The sequence below is a fragment of the Limnohabitans sp. MORI2 genome, assembly GCF_027925025.1.
GTDB lineage: Bacteria > Pseudomonadota > Gammaproteobacteria > Burkholderiales > Burkholderiaceae_C > Limnohabitans.
In genome coordinates this window covers 846,551-869,646 of the sequence record NZ_AP027058.1, presented here as the reverse complement: position 1 = coordinate 869,646, position 23,096 = coordinate 846,551, and the positions used below count along the sequence as shown (strand labels likewise).

The 23,096-nt window shown below is 55.4% G+C and carries 25 protein-coding genes; 9 read left to right on the top strand and 16 right to left on the bottom strand.

Annotated elements, in window-relative coordinates; all coding sequences use genetic code 11:
* Positions 1-3 precede the first annotated feature (3 nt).
* Together tolA and QMG27_RS04400 are read left to right on the top strand one after the other, a co-directional pair.
* Positions 4-972, top strand: a complete 969-nt coding sequence (gene tolA / locus QMG27_RS04405) for a cell envelope integrity protein TolA (protein ID WP_281813595.1) — start codon at positions 4-6, stop codon at positions 970-972.
* Between the two features lie 42 nt (positions 973-1,014).
* Complete coding sequence (locus QMG27_RS04400; protein WP_281813593.1) at positions 1,015-2,037, top strand: acyltransferase; 1,023 nt, start codon at positions 1,015-1,017, stop codon at positions 2,035-2,037.
* Between the two features lie 20 nt (positions 2,038-2,057).
* Here QMG27_RS04400 and QMG27_RS04395 read toward each other — a convergent pair whose 3' ends face one another.
* Genes QMG27_RS04395 through QMG27_RS04385 form a run of 3 tightly spaced genes read right to left on the bottom strand, consistent with a single transcriptional unit; the run spans position 2,058 to position 4,913 of the window.
* Complete coding sequence (locus QMG27_RS04395) at positions 2,058-3,272, bottom strand: MFS transporter (RefSeq protein ID WP_281813590.1); 1,215 nt, start codon at positions 3,270-3,272, stop codon at positions 2,058-2,060.
* Positions 3,273-3,295: 23 nt separating this feature from the next.
* Complete coding sequence (aroC, locus tag QMG27_RS04390; RefSeq protein ID WP_281813588.1) at positions 3,296-4,408, bottom strand: chorismate synthase; 1,113 nt, start codon at positions 4,406-4,408, stop codon at positions 3,296-3,298.
* A 37-nt stretch (positions 4,409-4,445) separates the two neighbouring features.
* Complete coding sequence (locus QMG27_RS04385) at positions 4,446-4,913, bottom strand: CBS domain-containing protein (protein WP_281813586.1); 468 nt, start codon at positions 4,911-4,913, stop codon at positions 4,446-4,448.
* Between the two features lie 76 nt (positions 4,914-4,989).
* On the opposite strand from QMG27_RS04385, the gene QMG27_RS04380 reads away from it, so the two are divergent.
* Together QMG27_RS04380 and QMG27_RS04375 are read left to right on the top strand one after the other, a co-directional pair.
* Positions 4,990-6,300: an O-acetylhomoserine aminocarboxypropyltransferase gene (locus QMG27_RS04380; protein ID WP_281813583.1), complete on the top strand. Its 1,311-nt coding sequence runs from the start codon at positions 4,990-4,992 to the stop codon at positions 6,298-6,300.
* Complete coding sequence (locus QMG27_RS04375; protein ID WP_281813580.1) at positions 6,301-7,137, top strand: alpha/beta hydrolase; 837 nt, start codon at positions 6,301-6,303, stop codon at positions 7,135-7,137. It abuts the gene before it with no gap.
* 1 nt (position 7,138) lies between these two features.
* On the opposite strand, the gene QMG27_RS04370 is transcribed toward QMG27_RS04375, so the two are convergent.
* The gene (locus QMG27_RS04370; RefSeq protein WP_281813577.1) at positions 7,139-8,356 is read right to left on the bottom strand and encodes a YihY family inner membrane protein; all 1,218 of its coding nucleotides are present in this window, start codon (positions 8,354-8,356) and stop codon (positions 7,139-7,141) included.
* Between the two features lie 23 nt (positions 8,357-8,379).
* Between QMG27_RS04370 and QMG27_RS04365 the strand changes: the two genes are divergently transcribed.
* Positions 8,380-8,793 (top strand): DUF2069 domain-containing protein, encoded by a 414-nt coding sequence (locus tag QMG27_RS04365; protein WP_281813575.1) that lies wholly within the window; start codon positions 8,380-8,382, stop codon positions 8,791-8,793.
* On the opposite strand, the gene QMG27_RS04360 is transcribed toward QMG27_RS04365, so the two are convergent.
* The 3 genes from QMG27_RS04360 to QMG27_RS04350 are packed head-to-tail and all read right to left on the bottom strand — an operon-like array spanning position 8,784 to position 10,814.
* A complete protein-coding gene (locus QMG27_RS04360; protein ID WP_281813572.1) occupies positions 8,784-9,434 on the bottom strand; it encodes a response regulator in 651 nt (216 codons plus the stop codon). The two genes, QMG27_RS04365 and QMG27_RS04360, sit on opposite strands and share 10 nt — an antisense overlap.
* Complete coding sequence (locus tag QMG27_RS04355) at positions 9,418-9,801, bottom strand: polymer-forming cytoskeletal protein (protein WP_281813570.1); 384 nt, start codon at positions 9,799-9,801, stop codon at positions 9,418-9,420. The genes QMG27_RS04360 and QMG27_RS04355 overlap by 17 nt, the downstream gene beginning before the upstream one ends.
* A gap of 5 nt (positions 9,802-9,806) precedes the next feature.
* Positions 9,807-10,814 (bottom strand): helix-turn-helix transcriptional regulator, encoded by a 1,008-nt coding sequence (locus QMG27_RS04350; RefSeq protein ID WP_281813568.1) that lies wholly within the window; start codon positions 10,812-10,814, stop codon positions 9,807-9,809.
* A gap of 160 nt (positions 10,815-10,974) precedes the next feature.
* On the opposite strand from QMG27_RS04350, the gene QMG27_RS04345 reads away from it, so the two are divergent.
* From QMG27_RS04345 to xth, 4 genes are read left to right on the top strand one after another with little or no spacing between them, the layout of a single operon-like run.
* Entirely contained in the window at positions 10,975-11,802 is an 828-nt protein-coding gene (locus tag QMG27_RS04345) for a thymidylate synthase (protein ID WP_281813565.1), read from the top strand.
* Between the two features lie 16 nt (positions 11,803-11,818).
* The gene (locus tag QMG27_RS04340; protein WP_281813563.1) at positions 11,819-12,301 is read left to right on the top strand and encodes a dihydrofolate reductase; all 483 of its coding nucleotides are present in this window, start codon (positions 11,819-11,821) and stop codon (positions 12,299-12,301) included.
* Positions 12,302-12,315: 14 nt separating this feature from the next.
* Entirely contained in the window at positions 12,316-12,894 is a 579-nt protein-coding gene (locus QMG27_RS04335; protein ID WP_281813561.1) for a DUF4337 domain-containing protein, read from the top strand.
* A 5-nt stretch (positions 12,895-12,899) separates the two neighbouring features.
* Positions 12,900-13,664 carry an exodeoxyribonuclease III gene (gene xth, locus QMG27_RS04330; RefSeq protein WP_281813559.1) on the top strand — a complete coding sequence of 255 codons (765 nt, stop codon included), beginning with the start codon at positions 12,900-12,902 and terminating at the stop codon, positions 13,662-13,664.
* Here xth and ntrC read toward each other — a convergent pair.
* From ntrC to QMG27_RS04285, 9 genes are all read right to left on the bottom strand, one after another.
* Entirely contained in the window at positions 13,661-15,214 is a 1,554-nt protein-coding gene (ntrC, locus tag QMG27_RS04325; protein WP_281813557.1) for a nitrogen regulation protein NR(I), read from the bottom strand. The two genes, xth and ntrC, sit on opposite strands and share 4 nt — an antisense overlap.
* A gap of 40 nt (positions 15,215-15,254) precedes the next feature.
* Positions 15,255-16,331: a nitrogen regulation protein NR(II) gene (gene glnL / locus QMG27_RS04320; RefSeq protein WP_281813555.1), complete on the bottom strand. Its 1,077-nt coding sequence runs from the start codon at positions 16,329-16,331 to the stop codon at positions 15,255-15,257.
* On the bottom strand, positions 16,328-16,843 hold the full coding sequence (locus QMG27_RS04315; RefSeq protein WP_281813553.1) for a hypothetical protein: 516 nt from the start codon (positions 16,841-16,843) through the stop codon (positions 16,328-16,330). Before QMG27_RS04315 ends, glnL begins: the two co-directional genes overlap by 4 nt.
* A gap of 81 nt (positions 16,844-16,924) precedes the next feature.
* Entirely contained in the window at positions 16,925-18,340 is a 1,416-nt protein-coding gene (glnA, locus tag QMG27_RS04310) for a type I glutamate--ammonia ligase (RefSeq protein WP_281813551.1), read from the bottom strand.
* 225 nt (positions 18,341-18,565) lie between these two features.
* Positions 18,566-19,411 (bottom strand): molybdopterin-binding protein, encoded by an 846-nt coding sequence (locus tag QMG27_RS04305; RefSeq protein ID WP_281813549.1) that lies wholly within the window; start codon positions 19,409-19,411, stop codon positions 18,566-18,568.
* On the bottom strand, positions 19,383-20,258 hold the full coding sequence (locus QMG27_RS04300; RefSeq protein ID WP_281813547.1) for an EI24 domain-containing protein: 876 nt from the start codon (positions 20,256-20,258) through the stop codon (positions 19,383-19,385). Before QMG27_RS04300 ends, QMG27_RS04305 begins: the two co-directional genes overlap by 29 nt.
* 22 nt (positions 20,259-20,280) lie before the next feature.
* Entirely contained in the window at positions 20,281-21,261 is a 981-nt protein-coding gene (locus tag QMG27_RS04295; protein WP_281813545.1) for a sterol desaturase family protein, read from the bottom strand.
* Positions 21,249-21,998 (bottom strand): polysaccharide deacetylase family protein, encoded by a 750-nt coding sequence (locus QMG27_RS04290; RefSeq protein WP_281814523.1) that lies wholly within the window; start codon positions 21,996-21,998, stop codon positions 21,249-21,251. The genes QMG27_RS04295 and QMG27_RS04290 overlap by 13 nt, the downstream gene beginning before the upstream one ends.
* Positions 21,999-22,033: 35 nt before the next feature.
* Positions 22,034-22,996 carry a YncE family protein gene (locus QMG27_RS04285; RefSeq protein ID WP_281814521.1) on the bottom strand — a complete coding sequence of 321 codons (963 nt, stop codon included), beginning with the start codon at positions 22,994-22,996 and terminating at the stop codon, positions 22,034-22,036.
* Between the last annotated feature and the right edge of the window lie 100 nt (positions 22,997-23,096).

Here is a 23,096-nt window from a genome sequence, read left to right as displayed (position 1 = left end):
AGCATGAGCGCACGCCCCAAGCACATTGAGTTTGCACCGCCCGCCCCCGAGGGCACAGGCCGCTCTGTGGGCGCGTCGTTGGTGGTACATGCCTTGCTCGTCGTGGCGCTCACCGCTGGCATTCAATGGAAGCAAGACAACAGTCTGTCGGTTGAGGCTGAGTTGTGGTCTGCGGTACCCATGGCGGCAGCGCCTAAGTTGGTCGAGGTCGAAGCCCCCCCGCCGCCTCCTGCGCCCAAACCAGAACCTGCACCGAAGCCCGTGGTCAAAGCCCCCGAGCCACCAGCACCCAACCGTGATGCAGACATTGCACTAGCGAAGAAACGCAAACTCGAAGAAGAGAAAAAGATTCAAGAAGCGTTGAAGGCTGAAGAACGCCGCAAAGAAGAGCTGAAGAAAGAAGCTGAGAAAAAAGCCAAGGCCAAGCTCGACGAAGACAAGCGCAAACTAGAAGCCAAGAAGGAAGAAGAGCGCAAGGACAAAGAGCGTAAAGAGAAAGAAAAAGAGAAAGAGCGCGCCGAGAAGGAACGCAAAGACAAAGAAGCCAAGAAGCAGGCCGAGCAAAAAGACAGTAAAGCTGCCGCTGAAGAAGCCAAAAAACTCGAAGCCATTCGCAAAGAAAACATGAAGCGCATTGCCGGCTTGGCAGGTGCCAGCGGTAGCGAGAACGCCACTGGCACTGCCATGAAGTCCTCCGGCCCGTCTGACAGCTACGGCGGCCGCATTCGCGCCCGCGTCAAACCCAACATCACTTTTGATCCCAGCTCGGTGTCTGGCAACCCTGCGGCCGAAGTGGAAGTGCGTTGCGCACCCGACGGCACCATCGTAAGCCGCAAGTTGGTCAAGTCCAGTGGCAACTCGGCATGGGACAACGCGGTGCTCAAAGCCATCGACAAGACCGAAATCTTGCCGCGCGACACCGATGGCCGCGTGCACTCGCCACTGCTGTTGGTATTCAAGCCCAACGATTAAGACGACAAGAAAGCAACTCAGGTGTTAGAGCGCTCCCTCACCGTGGACGTCTTGAAGGTGGTGGCTGCACAACTCATTGTGTGGCACCATTTCTCCGCCTATGGCCCAATGGCAGACACCATGACCTTGATGTGGCCGGAACTCATGGAGTGGCTCTACCGCTATGCACGCTTGGCGGTTCAAGTGTTCCTGGTCGTGGGTGGTTACTTGGCGGCGCAATCAGTCATGAACAAACCCATCACGCACCCCCTCGTGCAAGTTGCGAAGCGCTATTTCCGTCTGGTACCGTTTTACGCGTTGGCGTTGGCCCTCATCAGCGTAGCTGTGGCAGCATCTCGTCACACCATTCATGCTGACTGGTTACCCAGCGAACCCACGCTGTGGCAATTTGCTGCGCATGGTTTATTGCTTCACGATGTGCTGGGGTTTGAAGCGCTCTCAAGTGGCGCTTGGTATGTAGCCATTGATTTCCAACTGTACGCATTGCTGATCCTTCTGTGCCACAGCTTACAAAGCAGTACTCAGCGTCGGTTGTCAGTAGTCGTGGCCTGCCTGTGTTTGGCATCGATGTGGCAATTCAATCGCATGGATGAACTGGACGTTTGGGCGATCTACTTTTTTGCGGCCTATGGCTTAGGCGTCTTGGCGGCCTGGGCCAAGCGATCTGCCTTTGATGCCCGTGTGTTTTGGATCACGGCAGTTTTGGGTGTGGGGGCTTTGTGGTTTGAATACCGCACGCGTTTGTCTCTCGCTTGGGTCACGGCCGTTTGGTTGGTCATCAAGCCAAAAGGCTCTGTGCATTGGACGCCCATGAAACGCGTGCTACACCGTTTATCCAACAGTGCCTACGTGTTGTTCTTGACGCACTTTGGCGTCATTGTGCTGTTCAGCGACATGTGGAACAAAAGCCATTTTTATCACCCCGTCACCGCGTTTGCATTGACAGGTTTCGCATGGCTGCTCTGCGTCGGCCTTGGTTTATTTCTGCATGAAAAAGCAGAAGTTCCCATCCATCACTGGGTGGCACAAAGAGCGAAGCCTCTTTTTTCTCGCCTCAGCCGCTAAGCCAATCAGACGGCATCACTTCAGTGTTGCACTTGGTGCTTGAGGTGCTGGTGCATGCATTGCCACGCACACACACAGGCCAGTACCGATGTGCCAATTGAGACGGCATACACCGACGACAAGCCCCACATCTCACTCAACGCGCCACCACCTAAAGCACCCAAGACGCCAGGCACGCCATAACCAATCGAGGCATACAAAGCTTGCCCCCTACCGCGCAAGCGACCAGGGAAATGGTGCGACAGCAAAGCAATACAGGCCGTGTGTTGTGTAGCAAACGTCAGCGCATGCAACACCTGTGCAAACAGCAAAGCCCACAACCATTCAACCGCCCATGTGGTCAGCACCATGCGCAGCACCATGGCTGCGGCACAAATGAACATCCACATCGACAAGCTGAACTTGGGTAACCAACGGCTTTGCGTGAAGAACCACAAGATTTCCGCGGCCACAGACACCGCCCACAACACCCCAATCATGGTTTTGCTGTAACCCGCTTCGTCGAGGTAGAGCGAGAAGAACACATAGATGCCGATGTGCGAGAGCACATGAAAAAACACCGTGGCAAAAAACCACTGCACGCTACGCTGTCGCAACACGGGCAACACCGACGGACGCACCTCGTCGTGGTGCACCGCTTCTTTGCGATTGGGCAACCACCACACGCTGAGGTTGAGCAACACCAACGACCCCACCGACCACGCAGGAAAGCTCTGCATACCCAGCACTTCAAACCACGCACCCGCCACAAACACGGTGACCAAAAACCCCAACGAACCCCACAAACGCACACGGCCATAGCGGCGGGAATCAAAGCCTTGGTCGGTGCTCACCAAATGTGCCAAAGCAGCTTCACTCATGGGCATCATGGCACTGGTGTGGATGAACATCAGCAGCAACACCACGGCAATCCACACCACGCTGCCCTCAACCAATAAGCCGGCCGAACAGATCAACGCAGCGCCTGCACAAAAACGCAGCAGCTTCACGCGCTCGCCCGTGTGGTCGCTCAACCAACCCCAGCCATAAGGCGCTAGCACGCGCGTAGCAGCTTGTACCGCTGTGAGCAAACCGATGATGGTGATGGAAAAGCCCAAGTCTTTGAGCCACAGCGGCAAGTACGGGTTGAAAAAACCAATGTGCGCAAAGTAGCTCGCAGACAGCGCCGCAAAAGGAAAGAGCTGGAAACGAGAAAGCGCGTTACTCGAACGCGCTTGGGAGGTAGGCGATGTCAAAGCAGACCTGTGTGCCTAGACCATTAAGTGCCGCTTTGGCCAGAGATATGACCAGGAATAGCAGGCATAGCCACGTCTACATCGCCACATTGAGCGCGGTGTAACAAGGCATGGTCCATTACTACCAAAGCCAGCAAGGCCTCGGCAATCGGCGTGGCACGAATGCCCACGCACGGGTCGTGACGGCCCTTGGTCACCACCTCGGTGGGTTGGCTGTTTTGGTCAATCGAGTCACGTGGGCTCAAGATGGAACTGGTGGGCTTGATGGCAATGCTCACCTCCAAATCTTGACCGGTACTGATGCCACCCAAAATACCGCCCGCATTGTTGGTCGCAAAACCTTGCGGTGTGAGTGAGTCACCATGCGTGGTGCCGCGTTGCGCCACACTGGCAAAGCCAGCACCAATTTCCACACCTTTGACGGCGTTGAGGCCCATCATCGCGTAAGCGATGTTGGCATCCAAGCGGTCATAAATCGGTTGGCCCAAGCCCACAGGCATACCGCTGGCCACCACGCGAATGCGGGCGCCGCACGAGTCGCCCGCTTTGCGCAAGCTGTCCATGTAGTCTTCAAAGACTTGCACGTCTGCGCAAGGCGCATAAAACGGGTTGTGGCCCACATGGTCCCAACTCTCGAAGGGAATGGGCAGCTCGCCAATTTGCGTCATGCAACCGTAAAACGTGGTGCCGTATTTTTCTTTGAGCCACTTCTTGGCCACTGCGCCAGCGGCCACGGTGGGTGCCGTCAAACGTGCAGAAGAACGGCCGCCACCGCGTGGGTCGCGAATGCCGAACTTTTGAAAATAGGTGTAGTCCGCGTGCCCTGGGCGGAAGGTTTGCAAAATGTTGCCGTAGTCTTTGCTGCGCTGGTCGGTGTTTTGAATCAGCAGCGCAATAGGGGTGCCAGTGGTTTTACCCTCGTACACGCCAGACAAGATTTGCACTTGGTCGGGCTCGTTGCGTTGGGTCACATGGCGGCTGGTGCCAGGGCGACGACGGTCTAAGTCGTGCTGGATGTCTGCCTCGCTCAGGGACATGCCCGGAGGGCAGCCATCAATCACGCAGCCAATGGCTGGGCCGTGGGATTCACCAAAGTTGGTGACGGTGAAAAGAGTTCCGAAGGTATTGCCGCTCATGGGTGAGATTATCCCACCACCGCGAGGCTTGCCTTGCTTACTTGTCGTCTGGGTCTGGCGTGCCACTGGGCCAGTCTTTGATGTAGGCCTTGAGCATCTTGTTTTCAAAGTTTTGGCTGTCCACCACCGACTTGGCCACGTCGTAAAAGCTGATCACGCCTTGGAGTTGACGGTTACCAATCACAGGCATGTAGCGCGCATGGCTCTCAAGCATCATGCGGCGCACATCGTCAATGTCGGTTTCAGGGGTACATGTGAGGGGATGGTCGTCCATGGCGCTGCGCACGGTGAAGTCACCCAAGGTACCACCATTGCGGTTGAGCGCTTGAATCACTTCACGGAAAGTCAGCAAGCCGACCAGATCACCATGCTCCATGACCAACAAAGAACCCATATCTTTTTCGGCCATGATGCTGACGGCAGATACCAAGGGCTCCATCGGATCGATGGTGAACAAGGTGCCACCGCTTTGGCCTTTGACGCGCAGGATATCGCTGACTTTCATGGTTATCTCCTCCAAATATGGTCGAAATATAGCCCACAATGACTAACGAAATTCTGACAAAACACCCGAGGAAACCATGCCCGGCTACAACGACCCCAGCTTTGACACGCTCGCCCTGCACGCAGGCGCAGCGCCCGACCCCGCCACCGGCGCTCGCGCCGTGCCCATTCATCTCAGCACCTCGTTTGTGTTTGAGTCCAGCGAACATGCGGCCTCGCTGTTTAACCTTGAGCGTGCCGGTCATGTGTATAGCCGCATCAGCAACCCCACGAATGCGGTGCTGGAGCAACGCGTGGCCGCGCTTGAAGGCGGCATTGGGGCCATCACCACGGCCAGCGGGCAAGCAGCTTTGCATTTGTGTGTGGCCACCCTCATGGGCGCGGGCTCGCACATCGTGGCCAGCACAGCCTTGTATGGCGGCTCGCACAACTTGCTGCACTACACCCTGAGCCGCTTTGGCATTGAGACCACGTTCGTCAAACCCAACGACCTCGACGCCTGGCGCGCCGCTGTGCGACCCAACACCAAATTGTTTTTTGGCGAGACGGTTGGCAATCCCGGCTTGGATGTGTTGGACATCCCAGCGGTTTCGACCATTGCGCACGAAGCCGGTGTGCCACTGTTGGTGGACAGCACACTCACCACGCCCTATTTGGTCAAACCCTTTGAGCTGGGCGCTGATTTGGTTTACCACTCAGCCACCAAGTTTTTGAGCGGCCATGGCACCGTGATAGGTGGCGTGGTGGTGGACAGCGGCAGCTTTGATTGGGAGAAAAGTGGCAAGTTCCCAGAACTGACGCAAAGCTACGAAGGCTTTCACAACATGGTGTTCAGCGAAGAAAGCACGGTGGGTGCGTTTTTGCTGCGAGCCCGCCGCGAAGGCTTGCGCGACTTTGGCGCATGCATGAGCCCGCACAGCGCGTGGCTGATTTTGCAAGGCATCGAAACCCTTTCACTGCGTATGGACCGTCACATGGCCAACACCGAAAAAGTGGTGCAGTTCTTGGCCAGCCATCCACTGGTGAGTCGCGTCGGCCACCCCCTGATGGAGAGCCACCACAGCCACGCGTTGGCCGGGAGACTGTTGCGCTTTGGCGCACGCGGCGCGGGCTCGGTGTTCAGTTTTGACATTGCTGGCAGCCGCGAACAAGGCAAGGCCTTCATTGAAGCCTTGAAAATTTTCAGCCACCTCGCCAATGTGGGTGACTGCCGTAGCTTGGTGATTCACCCCGCCAGCACCACGCACTTCCGCATGAGCGACGACGCATTAAGCAATGCAGGCATTGGCCCTGGCACGATTCGTTTGTCCATCGGACTAGAAGACGCTACCGATTTGATTGACGATTTGAAACGCGCCTTGAAAGCCGCAGAGAAAGCAGGTGCCTAAATGAAGCTCACCCTGCACCCTCACCATGCGCCCGCCTACGAGGCGTATGCCTACACCGGCGGCAAAGACTTCGAGGCCGCCAAGCCCACGGTGGTCTTCATTCACGGCGTGCTGAATGACCACAGCGTGTGGATTTTGCAGAGCCGCTACTTGGCGCACCACGGCTTCAATGTATTGGCGGTGGACCTGCCCGGCCACGGCCGCAGCGGCGGCGAAGCGCCCAGCAGCGTGGAAGAAGCGGCCCACTTCGTGACCGACCTTCTCGATGCTGCGGGTGTGAAACAAGCCGCCTTGGTGGGCCACAGCTGGGGTTCTCTCATAGCGTTGCAAGCAGCGGCGAATTTGAAAGACCGCATCACCCATGCTGTTTTGGTGGGCACAGCGTTTCCGATGAAGGTGACGCCTGCGTTGATTGAGGCGTCACTCAACGAGCCCATGAAAGCGCTGCAGATGGTGAATGTGTTTTCACGCGCCACGTTGGCCGCGCCGCCCTCGGCACTTGGCCCCGGCACCTGGGTGTATGGCGCGTCGATGGCGCTAGGCCGCCGCGTGCTGGCCAGCAACCCCAAGGTGAACATTTTTCATCGCGGCTTTGTGGCTTGCGACAGCTATGCAGGCGGGCTAGAAGCGATGAGCGAGCTCACCTGCCCTGTGCTCTTTGTGTTGGGCGCGAGCGACCAAATGACGCCGCCCAAAGCCGCCAAGAGCTTGATCGATCAAGCCAAGGCCAGTGGCAAAACCTACCGCGTGGTCAATGTGCCCATGGGACATCACCAAATGACCGAATCACCCGAGGAAACTTTGAAAGCGTTGAAAGACTTTTTATTGGCGCGCTGACTCACAGCACATCGCGCAAGCGAAGGTCCTGCCACTTCATCCACAAGCCTTCGCTCTCGACGCTGCGCACCAAGAGCAAACGGTCCATCAAGGGCGTGAGCAAGGTTTGGTGGGGGTCCGCCAACAACACATAGCGTGAGGCTTGTGCGTCTTGATGCACGTTGGTGGATTCGCTCAAGCGGCCCACCCAATCGAGGTCGACCAAAGTGGTCAACACTTCTTCAAGCTGCAGCGGGTCCAGGTGCAAGGCCTCGCACAGCTGCATAAGGCTCAAGCCTCGCTCATCGGCGTGGCGCGCCACATTGAGGCGTTGCAACACCTCTAGCGCCAGCTGAAAACGCCAACCCACACTGCGCCCATCACGCTTGATGCCGCCCACCAAGCTGGGCAAGTTGGCCACCAACACCGCGCCTATCAGCACAATGGCCCAAGCCAAGTAAATCCAAATGAACAGGATAGGCAAGGTGGCAAATGCGCCATAGATGGATGAGTAGCCGCTCATCTTGCCAAAGTAATAGACCAGTACTTTGCGTGCAACTTCTGTGGCAATACCCACCCATAACCCACCAATCAGGGCATGACTCCAACGCACTTGGGTGTAAGGCACGAACTTGAACAAAGCACTCACAGCCCAGACCATCAAACCGAACTCCAATAGATTCAACAGCCAACGTAAGCTGTTGGGTGTGTCAGACACCAAGCCCTGGGAAACAGCCACCACTTGTGACATCAGAACAAAGCTGGCACTCATCAGCAATGGCCCCAAAGTCACGGCAGACCAATACAACAACATGGTCTGCGGTAAGGGGCGACGGTGGCGCACGCGCCAAATGGCGTTGAGCGTGCGGTCAATCGTGAATACCAAGGCTAAAGCCGACAACAACAAGGCCATGACACCAGCCACGCCCAAGCGACTAGCCTTGCTGGCAAATTGGGTGATATAGCCCAGCACTTGGCGCGAAATGTTGTCGGGCACAAAGCTCTCAATCAAACGCTTTTGCAAAACGGTTTGAAAGTCGCCAAACACTGGGAAAGCTGTCAAAACAGCCAAGGCCACCGTGACCATCGGTACCAAAGCAATGATGGTGGTGTAGGTCAAACTACCTGCGGTTTGGCCCAAACGGTCTTCGCGAAAACGTGCGCGTAAAGTTTGGGTAGCGTGCGCCCAAGGAAAGTCTGGAAGACGGGCAAAGAAGAGTTTGAGATGCGAGACAATCATGGAGTTGAATCATCCCACTTTCTATGCACGACTTGCCCCTCGCTCCACAAGAAATTTCATTGCGTCATGTCACGCTCACACGCTTGTTGGCTGTGACTAGCTTGATCGCGCTCATCGTGCTGGGATTGGCATGGGAGCTGTGGCTCGCACCGCTGCGACCAGGCGGGACATTGCTCGCACTCAAGGTACTGCCCCTGTGTTTTCCTCTGACTGGCTTACTCAAAAACCGCATGTACACCTACCGTTGGTTGAGCCTGTTGATTTGGCTGTACTTCACAGAGGGCGTAGTCCGCGCTTGGAGTGATGCATCTCCTAGCAACTACTTGGCGCTTGTTGAAACAGCGCTGTGCGTGGTGTTGTTCACCGCATGTGCTTTGCACGTACGCTTGCGTTTGAAGCATGCCAAAGCAAACGCATCGACCACCGATCAGAGCTGACGTTGCGGGCTTGGTAAATCAATGCCAACCAACATATCAATCAATTCTGGCAAAGTGTCAGCACCCATCTTGTCCATCACACGTGCACGATGCAACTTGATGGTGGCTGAAGCACCACCATCGAGGCTGGCAATTTGCTGATTGGAATATCCCCTGACCATCCAGTGACAGACCTCCACCTCACGCGGGGTCAGCTTTTGCAAACGCTCTGAGACCTGCATGTTTTTGTGAGCATTCACCACCGCTTGCTGAGATAAACGCATGGCGCGCTGAATGACCTCCATCATCGTCTGTGCGGTGAAGGGTTTGAGCAAAAAGTCGATGGCACCCTGTTTCATCGCGGCAATGATTTCTTCAGGGCGGCTGTCCCCACTCACAAAGATCACTGGCACATGCTGCGCGATTGTTTTCAACTGAGTTTGCAGCCCCACACCCGTTGTACCCGGCATCCGCATGTCAAGAAGAATGACCGATGGCGAAGGCACCGCCGGATGATTTAAAAAAGCATCGGCACTTTCATACAAACTCACTGCATAGCCCGCACGTTCGAGCATGGTGCACAAACTGCGGCGAACGGATGCGTCATCATCAATCACGATAACGTGCCCCAACGTCTGCAGACGATCAAGATTGCTTGTCATCGTGGCTACTCATCATGCCGTAGAGTTTGGCACCGTGCTCAATGGCCATCGTGGCATATGAAATGTTACCTTTCACATCTGCACCGGAGTGCAGCTCGACACGACCTGCTGATTCAATATTGCCCGTCACAACACCATCCACCACAGCTTGCTGTGCATTGATGTCACCTTCTACATGGGCTTGCGATAACACAGACAGCTGCGCATTAGGACTGCCATTGACATCAATATTGCCCACAACATGCCCTTTCAGTTGCACAACGTCCTGCGAGACGATGTTGCCCACCACGACAGCCGATTGACCAATGATGGTTTTTTCTGTTGAGAAAGCAGGATCGGGTTGCCCGAACTTGATCTTTTTAAACATGGGCATCAACGCTGAACGGGGGCTTCTATCAATTTCACTCGCGTTGCACGCTCAGGGATGGTCACTCGGCCCCCCTGAAAATACAACTGAACTTTGGGCAATTGAAGCGCTGAGACTTGCCATGGCGCCACACCATAAATGCTGCGATTCTCACCCGCTTTGAGCAGAACAGCAGTGGCCTGTTTATGACCGTCAACCACACAAATCTCTGTGTTGACTGAACTCACAAGATACACATACTTACCTTCTTTTTGCGCCACAAAGGGTGTCAACTCTGGCATTGCATCGCTCGAATAAGCACACGCTGTTTGGCTTGAAGCTGCAGCCAGCGTCTGCACCGCTGGTGCTGGTGCTGGTGTCGGTGTCGGTGTCGGCGCCATCGTGACGGACGCAACAGGCTCAACCACGGGCACAGGCAGTTGAACCACGGCAGCCGAGGCCGGTGCTGATGACACTAACATGGACTCTGAAATTGGCGAAACCGTCTTGGCGGAGGAACGATCCTCCGAAGCAGCCGTCTGTACAGGCGCCGCGTCCATCCATGGCTGTGGCCCGTACGCGAGAAACAAGCCTACAGCGCCAAGCAAAAGTAAAGAAGCACTCCATGCTTGTCTGTGCTCTTTCAACTTACTGAGCCCCGAAGCCAGCACATCCGAAGTCGATCGATTCATCGCAGGCTGATGACTCATGGCCACAATCTGATCTAAGGTATTGAGATGCGCATCTGCCACTTTGCTGGCATCTCGCAAATCCTCCGGCACTTCGACCGTGGGAGGCTCCGCACCCAAAATCATCAACAGCCGTTTGTATGCTTGACGCTTAATGGCATCAGAATAAAACAAGCCCTCACTGTTTTCTGACTCGAGCTGACGAACCTGCGCAACAGACAAACATGCGGTGCGCGCCAAAACCACCAAATCCATCCCTGCTTTTTCACGCAGTTGGCGTAGGTAATGCGGATCGCAGGTGTCGTACACACTACGCTTGGATTGGATGGGCTCAGTAGATGTCATATTCGACAGATTTTGGAGAAATTGTCAAAAAATAAAAGAGTTAATGTCGCTGAGCGAACAATAATCGTCAATACGCCTGATGGCGTAGGAAACTTAATTATTAACTAAGCTTTAATCCTCAGCGCTTAAACTTGAGGCAACTTTTTACTTGATTACCCTGATGCGCCCCATTCGCCAGCAATATGAAGACTTCATGCGCCATGTGTACACCCACGGCGTGACCAAAACCGACCGCACCGGCACCGGCACACGCAGTGTGTTTGGCTACCAAATGCGCTTCGATTTGAACGAAGGCTTTCCGCTGGTGACCACCAAAAAAGTGCACTTGCGCTCCATCATTCAAGAGCTGCTCTGGTTCTTGACGGGTTCAAGCAACAACAACTGGCTCAAAGAACGCAACGTGACGATTTGGGACGAGTGGGCACGCGAAGATGGCGACCTCGGCCCCGTGTACGGCGTGCAATGGCGCAGCTGGCCCACGCCTGATGGTGGCCACATTGACCAAATCCAACAAGTCATCGACACGCTCAAAAACAACCCCGACAGCCGCCGCATCATCGTGAGTGCATGGAACGTGGCCGAGCTCGACAAGATGGCGCTCATGCCCTGCCATGCCTTCTTTCAGTTCTACGTGGCGCCCGCACAAAATCCAGGCGAAAAAGCCAAGCTCAGCTGTCAGCTGTACCAGCGCAGTGCCGATATCTTTTTGGGCGTGCCTTTCAACATCGCCAGCTATGCGCTGCTGACCCACATGGTGGCGCAGCAATGCGACCTCGATGTGGGCGACTTCATTTGGACCGGCGGTGACTGCCACATCTACAGCAACCACCACGAGCAAGTGGAGCTGCAACTCAGCCGCACACCGTTTGCCTACCCCACGCTGAACATCAAGCGCCACCCTGCCTCGATCTTTGACTACACGTACGAAGACTTTGAGGTGTTGGACTACCAATGCCACGAGGCCATCAAAGCCCCTGTGGCGGTTTGAGCGCGGCGGTACAAGCATGGCTTTGAATTTGATTTTTGCGCGTGCGCGCAATGGCGTGATTGGCAAAGACAACACCCTGCCATGGCATTTGCCTGAGGACTTGGCCCACTTCAAACACACCACGCTCGGCCAGCCCGTGGTGATGGGTCGCAAAACTTGGGAATCGCTCCCACCCAAATTTCGCCCACTGCCGGGCCGTACCAACATCGTGGTCACGCGCCAACGTGATTGGTCCTCCGAAGGTGCTGTGGTGGCCCACTCCATCGAAGATGCGCTCACCCACTGCCCCGTCGATGCGCAAGTGTGGGTGATCGGCGGCGCCGAGGTATACGCGCAAGCCATGCCCTTGGCTCAACGTGCCGTCGTGACCGAAATCGACGCCGACTTTGAAGGCGACGCCTTTGCCCCCACCTTCGATGCCAGCTGGACCGAGACCGAACGCAGCACGCATGTGGCGGCAAGCGGCTTGACCTACAGCTTTGTCACACTCACCCGTTAAGCAGGAGCTTTTCAATGTCTGAACACGGTTTTCACGTGCATGGCCCGCATGACCATGAACTCGAACACGCCGCACAAGGCCACGGCGGTGGTGGTTTCACCAGCAAGATTGCCATGTTCACCGCCATCATTGCCACGGTGGGCGCGATCTTTGGCTACATGGGCGGCGCGACCCAAGCGGCAGCGGGCTTGTACAAAAACGATGCAGCCATCAAAAAAACCGAAGCAGCAAACCAATGGAATTACTACCAAGCCAAAAGCAGCAAGCAAAACTTGATGGAGTTGGCTTTGGAGTTGGCCCCTCCCAGTAAGGCTGAACATTACCAAGCGCAAATTGAGCGCTACAAAACCGAGAAGGCCGACATCAAAGCCGGCGCGGAAAAACTCGAAGCGCAGTCCAAAGAATTTGACGAAATGTCCGAAGCCCAAATGCACCAGCATCACCGCTGGGCACAAGCCACCACGGTGCTGCAAGTCGCCATTGCCTTGGCTGCCATTGCGTTGCTCACACGCAAGGTGTGGCTTGAATACGCCATGTTTGGCACAGGCGCTTTTGGCATTGCCATCGGCATCATGGCCGCACTTCACATCTGATGGTCATGCAACTTGCCACTTGGAATGTCAACTCGCTCACCGTGCGCTTGCCACAGGTATTGGACTGGCTAGCAGCCAACCCCGTGGACGCTTTGGTGCTGCAAGAAACCAAAACCACCGACGACAAATTTCCGCGCGAAGCCATTGAAGCCGCCGGCTATCAAGTGGCCTTCTTCGGCCAAAAAACCTACAACGGTGTGGCCCTGCTCTCGCGCACACCGATTACTGAGGTGGTGAAAAACATCCCAGGCTTTGAAGACGACATGGCCCGCGTCATTGCAGGTACGGTGGGCGATGTGCGCGTCATTGGTGCGTACTTTCCCAACGGGCAAGCGCCAGACAGCGACAAGTTTGTTTACAAAATGCGCTGGCTCGAAGCGCTGCAACATTGGTTGCGCGAAGAACTCAAACAGCACCCCAAGCTGGTGTTGATGGGCGACTTCAACATCACTGTGGACGACCGCGATGTGTGGGACCCCGTGGGTTTGAAAAACACCATCCACTGCACGGTGGAAGAGCGTGCCCACTTTCAAGCACTGATTGACCTCGGCACACACGACGCGTTTCGATTGTTTGAACAGCCCGAAAAAAGCTACAGCTGGTGGGACTATCGCGAGTTTGCGTTCCGTCGCAACCGTGGCCTGCGCATTGATCACATCTTGGTAAGCGATGCACTCAAAGCCAGCGTGCAAGCGTGTGTGATTGACAAAGCACCTCGCAAAAACGAGCGCCCCAGCGACCACACACCGGTGGTGGTGACGCTGGCTTAATCGTCTAAACCCAACTCTTGAATTTTGCGGGTGATGGTGTTGCGGCCAATGCCCAACTTTTGCGCGGCCTCTATGCGACGGCCTCGCGTGTTGGCCAACGCCGTTTGAATCAACTTGGCTTCCACGCGATTCACCAACACATCCCACACATCGGTGCGGCCTGCCACCAACAAACTCATAGCCTCAGCTTCGAGGCCTTGCTCCCAATCAGCGCCCGGCATGTTCAGCACCACAGGAGTCGCACCAATGTTTTGTGCCATTGGCATCGCATCTTGGTGCGTCTGTGCCACAGCTCCGACTGAGTCTGATCCATGGGCTAACAACACGCCCAATGTGTCTTGCCCAACATGCCCGATCGCGGCCAAAGCGTCAGCTGGGAGCGTGACCTCGGGTGGCAAGTCTTTGGGTTCAATCACCTGAGCCGGCGCCATCACTGTCAACCAATGACAAATATTTTCGAGTTGACGCACGTTGCCCGGAAACGCAAACTGATTGAGCACTGTTTGTGCAGAATCTGCAATGCGCTTAGGCTCCACGCCCAATTGTTGTGCACTCTGCTGCAAAAAGTGGCGCGTTAAGGTGGGAATGTCTTCACGGCGTTCACGCAAAGCAGGCAAACGCAAACGAATCACGTTCAAGCGGTGGAACAAATCTTCACGGAACACGCCGTCTTTGACGCGTTTTTCCAAGTCTTGGTGCGTGGCAGCAATCACGCGCACATTGGCTTTGATGGCGTTGTGCCCACCGACGCGGTAGTAAGTGCCATCGCTCAAGACACGGAGCAAACGTGTTTGCAAATCAAACGGCATATCGCCGATTTCATCCAAGAACAAGGTACCGCCCTCAGCCTGCTCAAAGCGACCTCGGCGTGTGGTTTGCGCCCCAGTGAAAGCGCCTCGTTCGTGACCGAAAAGCTCACTCTCCAACAAGTCCTTTGGAATCGCTGCCGTATTGATGGCCACAAACGGGCCTTTGCTGCCCGCATCACCGCGTGGTGAATGCTTGTGCAGCGCACGCGCAACCAACTCCTTACCCGATCCGCTCTCACCGGTGATCATCACCGTCACATTGCTTTGGCTGAGTCGCCCAATGGCGCGAAACACGTCTTGCATGGCGGGTGCTTGACCGAGCATTTCGGGCGTGGCATCTTGCGCTTGTGTTTGTGCTTGTTCGCGTTGGCTCTCATCCAAAGCGCGGCGAATCAACTCCACGGCCTTGGGCAGATCGAAGGGCTTGGGGAGATATTCAAACGCACCACCTTGAAAGGCGGACACCGCGCTGTCTAAATCCGAAAAAGCCGTCATGATGATGACGGGCAATGCAGGCAAACGCTCTTTGACTTTGGTCAGTAGATCCAAGCCCGAACCGCCAGGCATGCGAATGTCACTCACCAGAATTTGCGGAAACTCCTCCTGCGTCACCGAGTCGAGCGCCTGCAGCACTTCGCGCGGGCTGGTGAAGCTACGCGTCGGCAGGTTCTCGCGCAGCAAGGCTTTCTCCAGCACAAAGCGAATTGACTGGTCGTCATCCACAATCCAAATCGATTTCATCTCGGCACTTTCATTTCTAAGTTAGGAGCCACTGGAGGCTTCAAGGCAGCGGGATAAGGATTTTGAAATCCGTGCATCCCGGCACGCTGTCGCACTCGATCAGGCCATGGTGCTGCTGCACAAAGGTTTGTGCCAAATTCAGTCCCAAGCCCGAACCGCCATCCCGCCCTGACACCAAAGGAAAGAACAACCGATCCTTGATGTCTTCTGGAATGCCAGGCCCGTTATCAATCACATGCAATTCCAATGCCAAGCGATAGCGTTGTTTGCCAAATGTCACCTGTCGGCTGATGCGTGTGCGCAGAACAATTTCAGCATCCCCCTCAGCGACGCGATCAACTAGCGCTTGCGCCGCGTTGTGCGTGATATTGAGCACGGCTTGAATCAACTGCTCACGGTCTCCTCGGAACTCTGGGATCGAGGTATCGTAGTCGCGCACCACACGCAAACCCTTTGGAAACTCGGCCAGAATGAGGCTACGAACCCGCTCACAGACCTCATGGATATTCACATCGCCCACCACATGCGGGCGACGATGCGGGGCTAACAAACGGTCCACCAGTAACTGCAAACGGTCTGCTTCATGAATGATGACTTGGGTGTATTCGATGAGGTCTTTGCTTTCGACCTCCATCTGCAACAACTGTGCAGCACCTCGAATGCCCCCCAGCGGATTTTTGATTTCGTGCGCTAGGTTGCGAATCAGCTCTTTGTTAGCCTGCGCTTGGTCAATCAAGCGCTCTTCGCGGTCTTGGCGAGTTTGTTGCTCCAAAGGCAGCAACTCCACCAACACCTCGCCGATCACCTCAGTCGGTGCCACGATCACGTGCACAGGCAATGGGTCTTGCAAAGGGCGGCGCAGCAACGCGTCATAGCGCAAGGTGGCAAAGGCCTGACTCTGTGCACCTTGCAAGGCATTTTCCAACGACTGAGGCTCGTTGAAGTAGCTCGCCAATCTCGCGCCCTCAATGGTGCGGCGCGATACGCCCATGACGTCTTCGAGGGCTGCGTTGGCAAACACCACCACACCATCGGTGCGTACCACGGCCACCAAGGTGGCCAACAAATCAAAGGCTTGTGTGTAATGTGCAGACGATGCGCCTGTTGAGCCTGTCATGGTTTAACTCCCGTTTGAGCAGCCGGTGTCATGCGAGACAGCTCACGCTGTAAGCCTGCCACATCAGCCTCTGCACGCTGCAAAGCCCCACGTATTTGTGTCACACGGTCTTGGTATTTTTGAGGCTGACGGAATTCATCTGCAAGACGCTCGGGTTCACCGTTGTTCCACACACGCAGCAAATCTGCATGCTGCTTGAGTGCTTTTTGCAATTCGGCTTGCAACACCGTCTGCGCTTGTGCATCGCGCTGACGTTGCTCCGTGCTGTCCACCTTGGTCACACCACCGCTTGCGTTGGGGCTTGCCCCCCCCGCCGCTGCGCCTTGCACTTTCGTGCCTTCAATCACCGTCACACTGCCACCGGCCAATGGCTTGCAGTTGGACGCTGGGTCAGGTTGATTGGTGTAGACGTTACCGCAGCGATAAATCCGCTGCGGCTCCGAGGTGGCGTTAGCGATGCACGCCACACCGACCAACCCCATGAACACCCACACATGAAGAAGACGAAGCAATTTCAAACGCATAAAACAGTGAGATGAAACAAAAAAGGACGGCTCGCGCCGTCCTTTGATTGCACGCGTCGTTGCAACGAATTACAGCGAGTAGTACATGTCGTATTCGACAGGAGACACTTCCACACGGCTGCGTGTGACTTCTTGCATCTTCAAGTCGATGTAAGAGTCGATCCATGCGTCGGTGAACACGCCGCCTTTGGTCAAGAAGGCGCGGTCTTTGTCGAGGGCTTCCAAAGCTTGATCCAAGCTGGAGCACACGGTTGGGACCAACTTGTCTTCCTCGGGTGGGAGGTGGTACAAGTCTTTGGTCGCTGCTTCGCCTGGGTGGATCTTGTTCTCGATACCGTCCAAACCAGCCATCAACAAGGCTGCGAAGCCGAGGTAAGGGTTGCACAATGGATCGGGGAAACGAGCTTCCACGCGGCGGGCTTTGTCAGAAGCCACGTTAGGAATACGAATCGAAGCAGAACGGTTTTTGGCAGAGTAAGCCAATTTCACTGGCGCTTCGAAGTGAGGCACCAAACGCTTATAGCTGTTGGTACCTGGGTTGGTGATCGCGTTCAAAGCACGTGCGTGCTTGATGATGCCGCCGATGTAGTACAGGGCGAGATCAGACAAGCCAGCGTAGCCGTTGCCTGCGAACAAGTTCTTGCCGTCTTTCCAGATGGACTGGTGAACGTGCATGCCAGAACCGTTGTCGCCAGCGTAGGGCTTGGGCATAAAAGTGGCAGTTTTGCCGTAAGCGTTGGCCACGTTGTGGATCACGTACTTTTGCAGCAATGTCCAGTCAGCGCGCTCAACCAAAGTCGAGAACTTGGTACCGATTTCGCACTGGCCTGCGCCTGCCACTTCGTGGTGGTGCACTTCAACTGGAATACCCACTGACTCGAGAATCAGGGACATTTCGCTACGCATGTCGTGTGTGCTGTCAACGGGAGGCACTGGGAAGTAGCCACCTTTGACGCGAGGACGGTGACCGCGGTTACCGCCTTCGATTTTCTCGCCGCTGTTCCATGGGCCTTCGTATTCGTTGATGGCGTAGAACGTGTTGTTTGGCTCAGTGCTCCAACGCACTTCGTCAAACAAGAAGAATTCTGGTTCTGGACCGAAATAAGCAGTGTCGCCCAAGCCAGATTGCTTGAGGTAAGTTTCAGCGCGCTTAGCGATGGAACGTGGGTCACGCTCGTAGGCCTTGCCGTCTGTGGGTTCGATCACGTCACAGATCAACACCAAAGTGACTTCTTCGAAGAAGGGGTCGATCAATGCGCTGTTTGGATCAGGCATCAACAACATGTCAGAGGCTTCAATGCCCTTCCAGCCAGCAATCGAAGAACCGTCAAACGCTTGACCGTCTTCAAACTTGCTCTCGTCAAACTGCGACACGGGCGCAGTGATGTGCTGCCACTTACCACGGGTATCGGTGAAACGGAAGTCAACGAATTTAACTTCGTTCTCTTTCACCATTTTCATTACGTCTGCGACGGTCTTGGCCATCAAGTTCTCCTGCTAGGGTAGGTTGGGTTAAAAAGTGTTCAGGGTTTGAGGATGCAGTTTTTGTGCCAGCAAGGACCTTGATTGACTGTCATCGGCATCATCACCAAGTTGGCTATTTTGCACCGAGATTGCCGCGAATTAGCAGCAAAAGCCGATGGGGCACCGTAAATTCGAAAAAACCAACCGAACCATTTTGGTGCAATTTTGCACCAAAATGGTTCTCATCTATTTACGCACCAATTCAGGGCCGAATTTAAAGCCGAATGGTTGAAGGCCAGCCAACATCGCCGCATAAGCAGGCGCAACTTTTTCAGGCGCACCTTTCACACCCAACTCAATGTGGCGGCCATGTTCTGGGTGATCGACACTGGGCAGGCTGAACACCTTGATGCCTTCAAAGTCCCTCTCTAGCGTTTCCATCAACGGAGTGATGGTGGCTTCCATCGAACCATAGATGATGATGGACTGCTCAACCCAAGCGCCTTGCTGAAACAGATGTGCGTAATGCGTGTCGAGCACCCATTCCATCATCGGCCAAGCCATGACAGGAAAGCCCGGCACAAAGTGCACTGCGCCGACGGGTCCTTGGCAACTGAAACCCGCAATCTTGTTGTATGGGTTGGGAATGATGTGAGCCCCCACAGGAAACACACCCATGTTCAGGCGATGCACGTTGTCATCACGCTCAGGGTCATATGGCACGCCTTGTTCTTTAGCCACGTCTTGCATACGCTCACGAATCAAGGCAGCCGCCTCAGGATGCAGGCTTAAATCGACACCCAAAGCCTTGGCGGCACATTGACGGGTGTGATCGTCAGGCGTTGCGCCAATGCCGCCACACGAAAACACAACGCTGTTGCTCTCAAATGCGCGGGCTAACGTTCGCGTGATGCGTTCGGGCGAATCGCCAACGTAATCCGCCCAATCGAGCGACAGGCCGCGTGCGCTTAAGAGCTCAATGAGTTTAGGCATGTGCTTGTCGGCACGTTTGCCCGAGAGGATTTCATCGCCAACGATGATGAGGCCAATCTCTGGCCGAGCATTAGTGGCTGGTGGGTGTGCTTGGGTCATCTGCCGATGCTACCGTGGGCAACGGCACTGAGGCGCCCATCACCACCGTACCCGACTCCGCGCGCAGGGCTTCTAGCGCCCCCAAGCTGTAATGCGCAAACCATAGGGAAGTGAAAGCAAAAACCAAGGCATAAATCCAAATGGCCAACGGAATGAGTACCAAAAATGCGGCGGCAAACACAGCACCCGAGGCCCAGACCAAACTGGGTAAAGCGCCCAGATAACCAGTCAGTACACCAATCAGGAGCAACCAAATGCGGTGCTGTCGCCCAATCGCCAATCGTTCCTCGCGACTGGCGTGCAACACCAGCGTATCAAACACCATCACGCGGTAGCTTAGCCAGCCCCAAATCAGCGGTGGAATGATGAACATCAACGGCGGCACAGCCCACAATGGCAAGGTGATGAGCATGGCCATCACAGCGATGAGCGTGGAACCCACTGTCCAAGCCAAACTGGTCAAGGCCGTGCCACCATGTTTGAGCGCCAAATGGGCAAAGCGGCGTTGCACCACCAAATCGACCAAGGCGGGCGTCATCATCAACGACACAGCCAACAAAGAGATGATCACCAAGATGGGCGTGATGGCAAAAATCACGACCAAAGGCACCATGACCGCCTGCAGCTCACCCGCACCATGGTCTTGCAACCAATCCAGCATGCCTTGCAGCACTTGCCATGAGGCCAGCATCTCACGCACCCAATCTTGCGTGGGCGCCCAATAGAAATACCCCCAACTCACAGACAGCACCAGCAGCATGGCCAGCGGCAACAGTGAGAGGACCATGACGCGCGGCATCAAGCAATATGCGAACGCACGCCAAAAGGAATCTAAAAACAAGCGCATGCCAAAAGCATACCGCAGGTACTTAACGGAGGGAAGTCAAGCCTAGAGCCTGCATGAGGCGTTTCATACCTAATCGCTGCTGCGACCAGAAACCTTCGCCGTAATCAACCCCTTCTTCCACTTGGTCACGGATACCCGTGGCTTCAAAGCGTGGGTCAAAGTTGGCGGTTCCAAAGAGCACATCCCACCATGGCAAGAGCACACCAAAGTTATGGCCACCGAGAACTGTGTTGGCTCCCTGCGTTGTTTCGTGCCCTAACCCAATCGCATGGTGCAAGCGATGAAACCGTGGGCTCACCCACACACGCTCACCAATGACCCCAAAGCTGATGCGCAAATTGGCATGCTGAAAGTTTTCAAACAATTGCGTGATCGCCACCACAGCCACAAACTGAGTTGGCGCAATGCCAATGAGTTGCGCGATGCACACCCAAATCACAGCGCCAATCAAGTCATCCAACAAATGGTTGCGGTTGTCCGTCCACTGCGTCATTTGGCGCTGTGAGTGGTGCACCGCATGTAAAGCCCACCACCAGTTCCACTGGTGCTGAGCGCGATGCAACCAGTAATTAACGAAGTCAAACACCACCAGGTAGATCACAAAGCTCGCCAGCGGTCCATCGGTGACGCCTGGCCACACATCTTCCAAGTGAAACGTACCAAAGCCTTGCACACGCAACTCACCCATCAGCGTATCGAGCACGGGGTCAACCGCCAAAAACAAGACCACGCGAAACAAACCCAATCGATGAATGAGCGTGTAAATCACATCGGTACGAACAGCACGTGCGTCGGTCAACACCTCTACGGGGCGCCAGCGCTGCAAAGGGCCAATGACGGTCACCATGACCAAAATTTGCAACACCCCAACCAACAACCAGCCCGTGCCATTGAAGACCTCTTCCAAGCGGTTGCCCAATCCCAAGGCAAACGCCACGGGCTGCATCACGCTTTCGTACAACGCCGCTTGGGTGTTGGCGAATAAATCAATCAACGTGTCCATGCCGCGAATTTTGGATGCTCTTTGAGCGTGGCAAAACAAAACCCTTTGGCTTTGAGGCCTTCAAGCAAAGGCTCTAACACCGCAGGCGCCCACGGGTCTTGGCGTGACCAAATGCCGAGGTGCGCCATCAAAATATCTCCAGAACGAATATTGTTCAAGGCACGCTGCAACAGCAACGCATTGGGGTATTTGTCGCTGGGCAACTCATCACCCAAGAAACCCGCATCGGCCCAGCCCACATGGGCAAAGCCGCACTGCTTGGCAGCACTTAACAAGGAGGGCGATGTCTTGCCACCAGGCGCACGAAACAAGGGCAAAGGCTTCACACCTGTGAGTTGTTCTAAGCGTGTGTTGGCCAGCTGCAATTGGTCGCAGTAGCGCTGGCTGGTCCACACCTCGGTTTGACCTTTGCTGGCCCCTGCCGTGGGACGCATTTGCCAGCTGCCACGTGGCAAATCGGAGCGCCAATACACATGGTCAAACGTGTGCGAAGCAAAGGCATGGCCTTCTGCACCGCGCGCCTTCCACCAAGATGCCCAATGGTTACCCAGGGAGCCATCCCCCTCTTTGGTGACTTCGTTGGCCGCGAAAAAAGTAACCTTCACGTTCTGACGGTTCAACACATCGGCGATCAAAGGAGCCACTCCCATGTGGCCTGTGTCAAACGTGAGGTAAAGCGGCTTGTTACACGGTGCTGCGGCATGACAGGCCAGGCTGACAGTCGCCAGCGCAGCCATGCCCCATTCACGAAACACACCGCGCTTACGCATCATCAATAACGCTTGGCGTGGTCTAGGGTCCAAATGCCGTGAGGCGATTTGCCCACTTTGACTTGGCGCACCAGCTGGCCCGTTGTGGTGTCAATCACGCTCATTTTTTTTATCCAGCGTGACGACACGAACAACAACTTGCCATCGGCCGTGACCTCCATGCAATCAGGCCCACCGGGCGCTGGAAACTGCATGACCGACTCCAGCGCGGTGTAGTCGATTTTGTTGATCGTGTTGGCTACTCGGTTGCCGACAAACACATGGCGTCCATCACCCGCAGCACGAAACGCGTGGGCGCCCGCGCCTGTGGGAATAGTTTTGAACACCTTGGGTTGCGCACCCGACACATCAAACACTTGCACATGGTCATCGCCTGTGAGGCCGACCAAAAGGTATTTATCGTTCGGTGTGCCAAACACGTCTGCGGGCATCTTGCCTGTTTTGACGCGCCACTTCAGCGTTTGCGTGGCCAAGTCGACCGCCACCAACTCATCGCTGTCTTGCATGGTGGCGTAGGCCGTGGTGCTTTTGGTGTCAATCCATATATGGCTGGGCGTTTTGCTCGATGGAATGCGCTTGGCCAGCGTCAGCTCTTTGCCATCCCAGCGGTAAATGTCGATGTGGTTCAACCGATTGGCCACGGTGACAAACCATTTCATGTCGGGCGAAAAACGCAGCTGATACGGGTCGATGGTGCCGCGCACCACGCGTTGCACTTCGGCCGTGCGAGGATCAATGAACGTGAGCGAGTCCCCCCCCGCATTGGCCACGATGACTGATTTTTCATCAGGCGTGAGATAGATGTGGTGAGGCTCTTTGCCTGTGGCGATGCGACGCGTTTCCTGCCATGTGACAGGATCAATGACGCTGACGTTTGCGTCCAAAGAATTAAGTACAAAAATCGGGTGAGCAGCCTGCGCAGTCGACGCTGCAAACAGCAGAGCGCCAGCCAAAACCAGCGTCAAACGTTGAATCAAAAACACAAAAATACCTTGAAAAATCTGCACCCAGTGTAACGAGCAAGGCCTGAATACGGCCGAGACGCAGCTTCAATTCCGTGAAATT

What these genes read in the sequence shown, in the direction of transcription:
- tolA (WP_281813595.1), top strand. Translation starts at nt 4, where the DNA reads ATGAGCGCACGCCCCAAGCACATTGAGTTTGCACCGCCCGCCCCCGAG.
- aroC (WP_281813588.1), bottom strand. Translation starts at nt 4,408, where the DNA reads ATGAGCGGCAATACCTTCGGAACTCTTTTCACCGTCACCAACTTTGGT.
- QMG27_RS04385 (WP_281813586.1), bottom strand. Translation starts at nt 4,913, where the DNA reads ATGAAAGTCAGCGATATCCTGCGCGTCAAAGGCCAAAGCGGTGGCACC.
- QMG27_RS04380 (WP_281813583.1), top strand. Translation starts at nt 4,990, where the DNA reads ATGCCCGGCTACAACGACCCCAGCTTTGACACGCTCGCCCTGCACGCA.
- QMG27_RS04375 (WP_281813580.1), top strand. Translation starts at nt 6,301, where the DNA reads ATGAAGCTCACCCTGCACCCTCACCATGCGCCCGCCTACGAGGCGTAT.
- QMG27_RS04370 (WP_281813577.1), bottom strand. Translation starts at nt 8,356, where the DNA reads ATGATTGTCTCGCATCTCAAACTCTTCTTTGCCCGTCTTCCAGACTTT.
- QMG27_RS04365 (WP_281813575.1), top strand. Translation starts at nt 8,380, where the DNA reads ATGCACGACTTGCCCCTCGCTCCACAAGAAATTTCATTGCGTCATGTC.
- QMG27_RS04360 (WP_281813572.1), bottom strand. Translation starts at nt 9,434, where the DNA reads ATGACAAGCAATCTTGATCGTCTGCAGACGTTGGGGCACGTTATCGTG.
- QMG27_RS04355 (WP_281813570.1), bottom strand. Translation starts at nt 9,801, where the DNA reads ATGTTTAAAAAGATCAAGTTCGGGCAACCCGATCCTGCTTTCTCAACA.
- QMG27_RS04350 (WP_281813568.1), bottom strand. Translation starts at nt 10,814, where the DNA reads ATGACATCTACTGAGCCCATCCAATCCAAGCGTAGTGTGTACGACACC.
- QMG27_RS04345 (WP_281813565.1), top strand. Translation starts at nt 10,975, where the DNA reads ATGCGCCCCATTCGCCAGCAATATGAAGACTTCATGCGCCATGTGTAC.
- QMG27_RS04340 (WP_281813563.1), top strand. Translation starts at nt 11,819, where the DNA reads ATGGCTTTGAATTTGATTTTTGCGCGTGCGCGCAATGGCGTGATTGGC.
- QMG27_RS04335 (WP_281813561.1), top strand. Translation starts at nt 12,316, where the DNA reads ATGTCTGAACACGGTTTTCACGTGCATGGCCCGCATGACCATGAACTC.
- xth (WP_281813559.1), top strand. Translation starts at nt 12,900, where the DNA reads ATGCAACTTGCCACTTGGAATGTCAACTCGCTCACCGTGCGCTTGCCA.
- ntrC (WP_281813557.1), bottom strand. Translation starts at nt 15,214, where the DNA reads ATGAAATCGATTTGGATTGTGGATGACGACCAGTCAATTCGCTTTGTG.
- glnL (WP_281813555.1), bottom strand. Translation starts at nt 16,331, where the DNA reads ATGACAGGCTCAACAGGCGCATCGTCTGCACATTACACACAAGCCTTT.
- glnA (WP_281813551.1), bottom strand. Translation starts at nt 18,340, where the DNA reads ATGGCCAAGACCGTCGCAGACGTAATGAAAATGGTGAAAGAGAACGAA.
- QMG27_RS04305 (WP_281813549.1), bottom strand. Translation starts at nt 19,411, where the DNA reads ATGACCCAAGCACACCCACCAGCCACTAATGCTCGGCCAGAGATTGGC.
- QMG27_RS04300 (WP_281813547.1), bottom strand. Translation starts at nt 20,258, where the DNA reads ATGCGCTTGTTTTTAGATTCCTTTTGGCGTGCGTTCGCATATTGCTTG.
- QMG27_RS04295 (WP_281813545.1), bottom strand. Translation starts at nt 21,261, where the DNA reads ATGGACACGTTGATTGATTTATTCGCCAACACCCAAGCGGCGTTGTAC.
- QMG27_RS04290 (WP_281814523.1), bottom strand. Translation starts at nt 21,998, where the DNA reads ATGGCTGCGCTGGCGACTGTCAGCCTGGCCTGTCATGCCGCAGCACCG.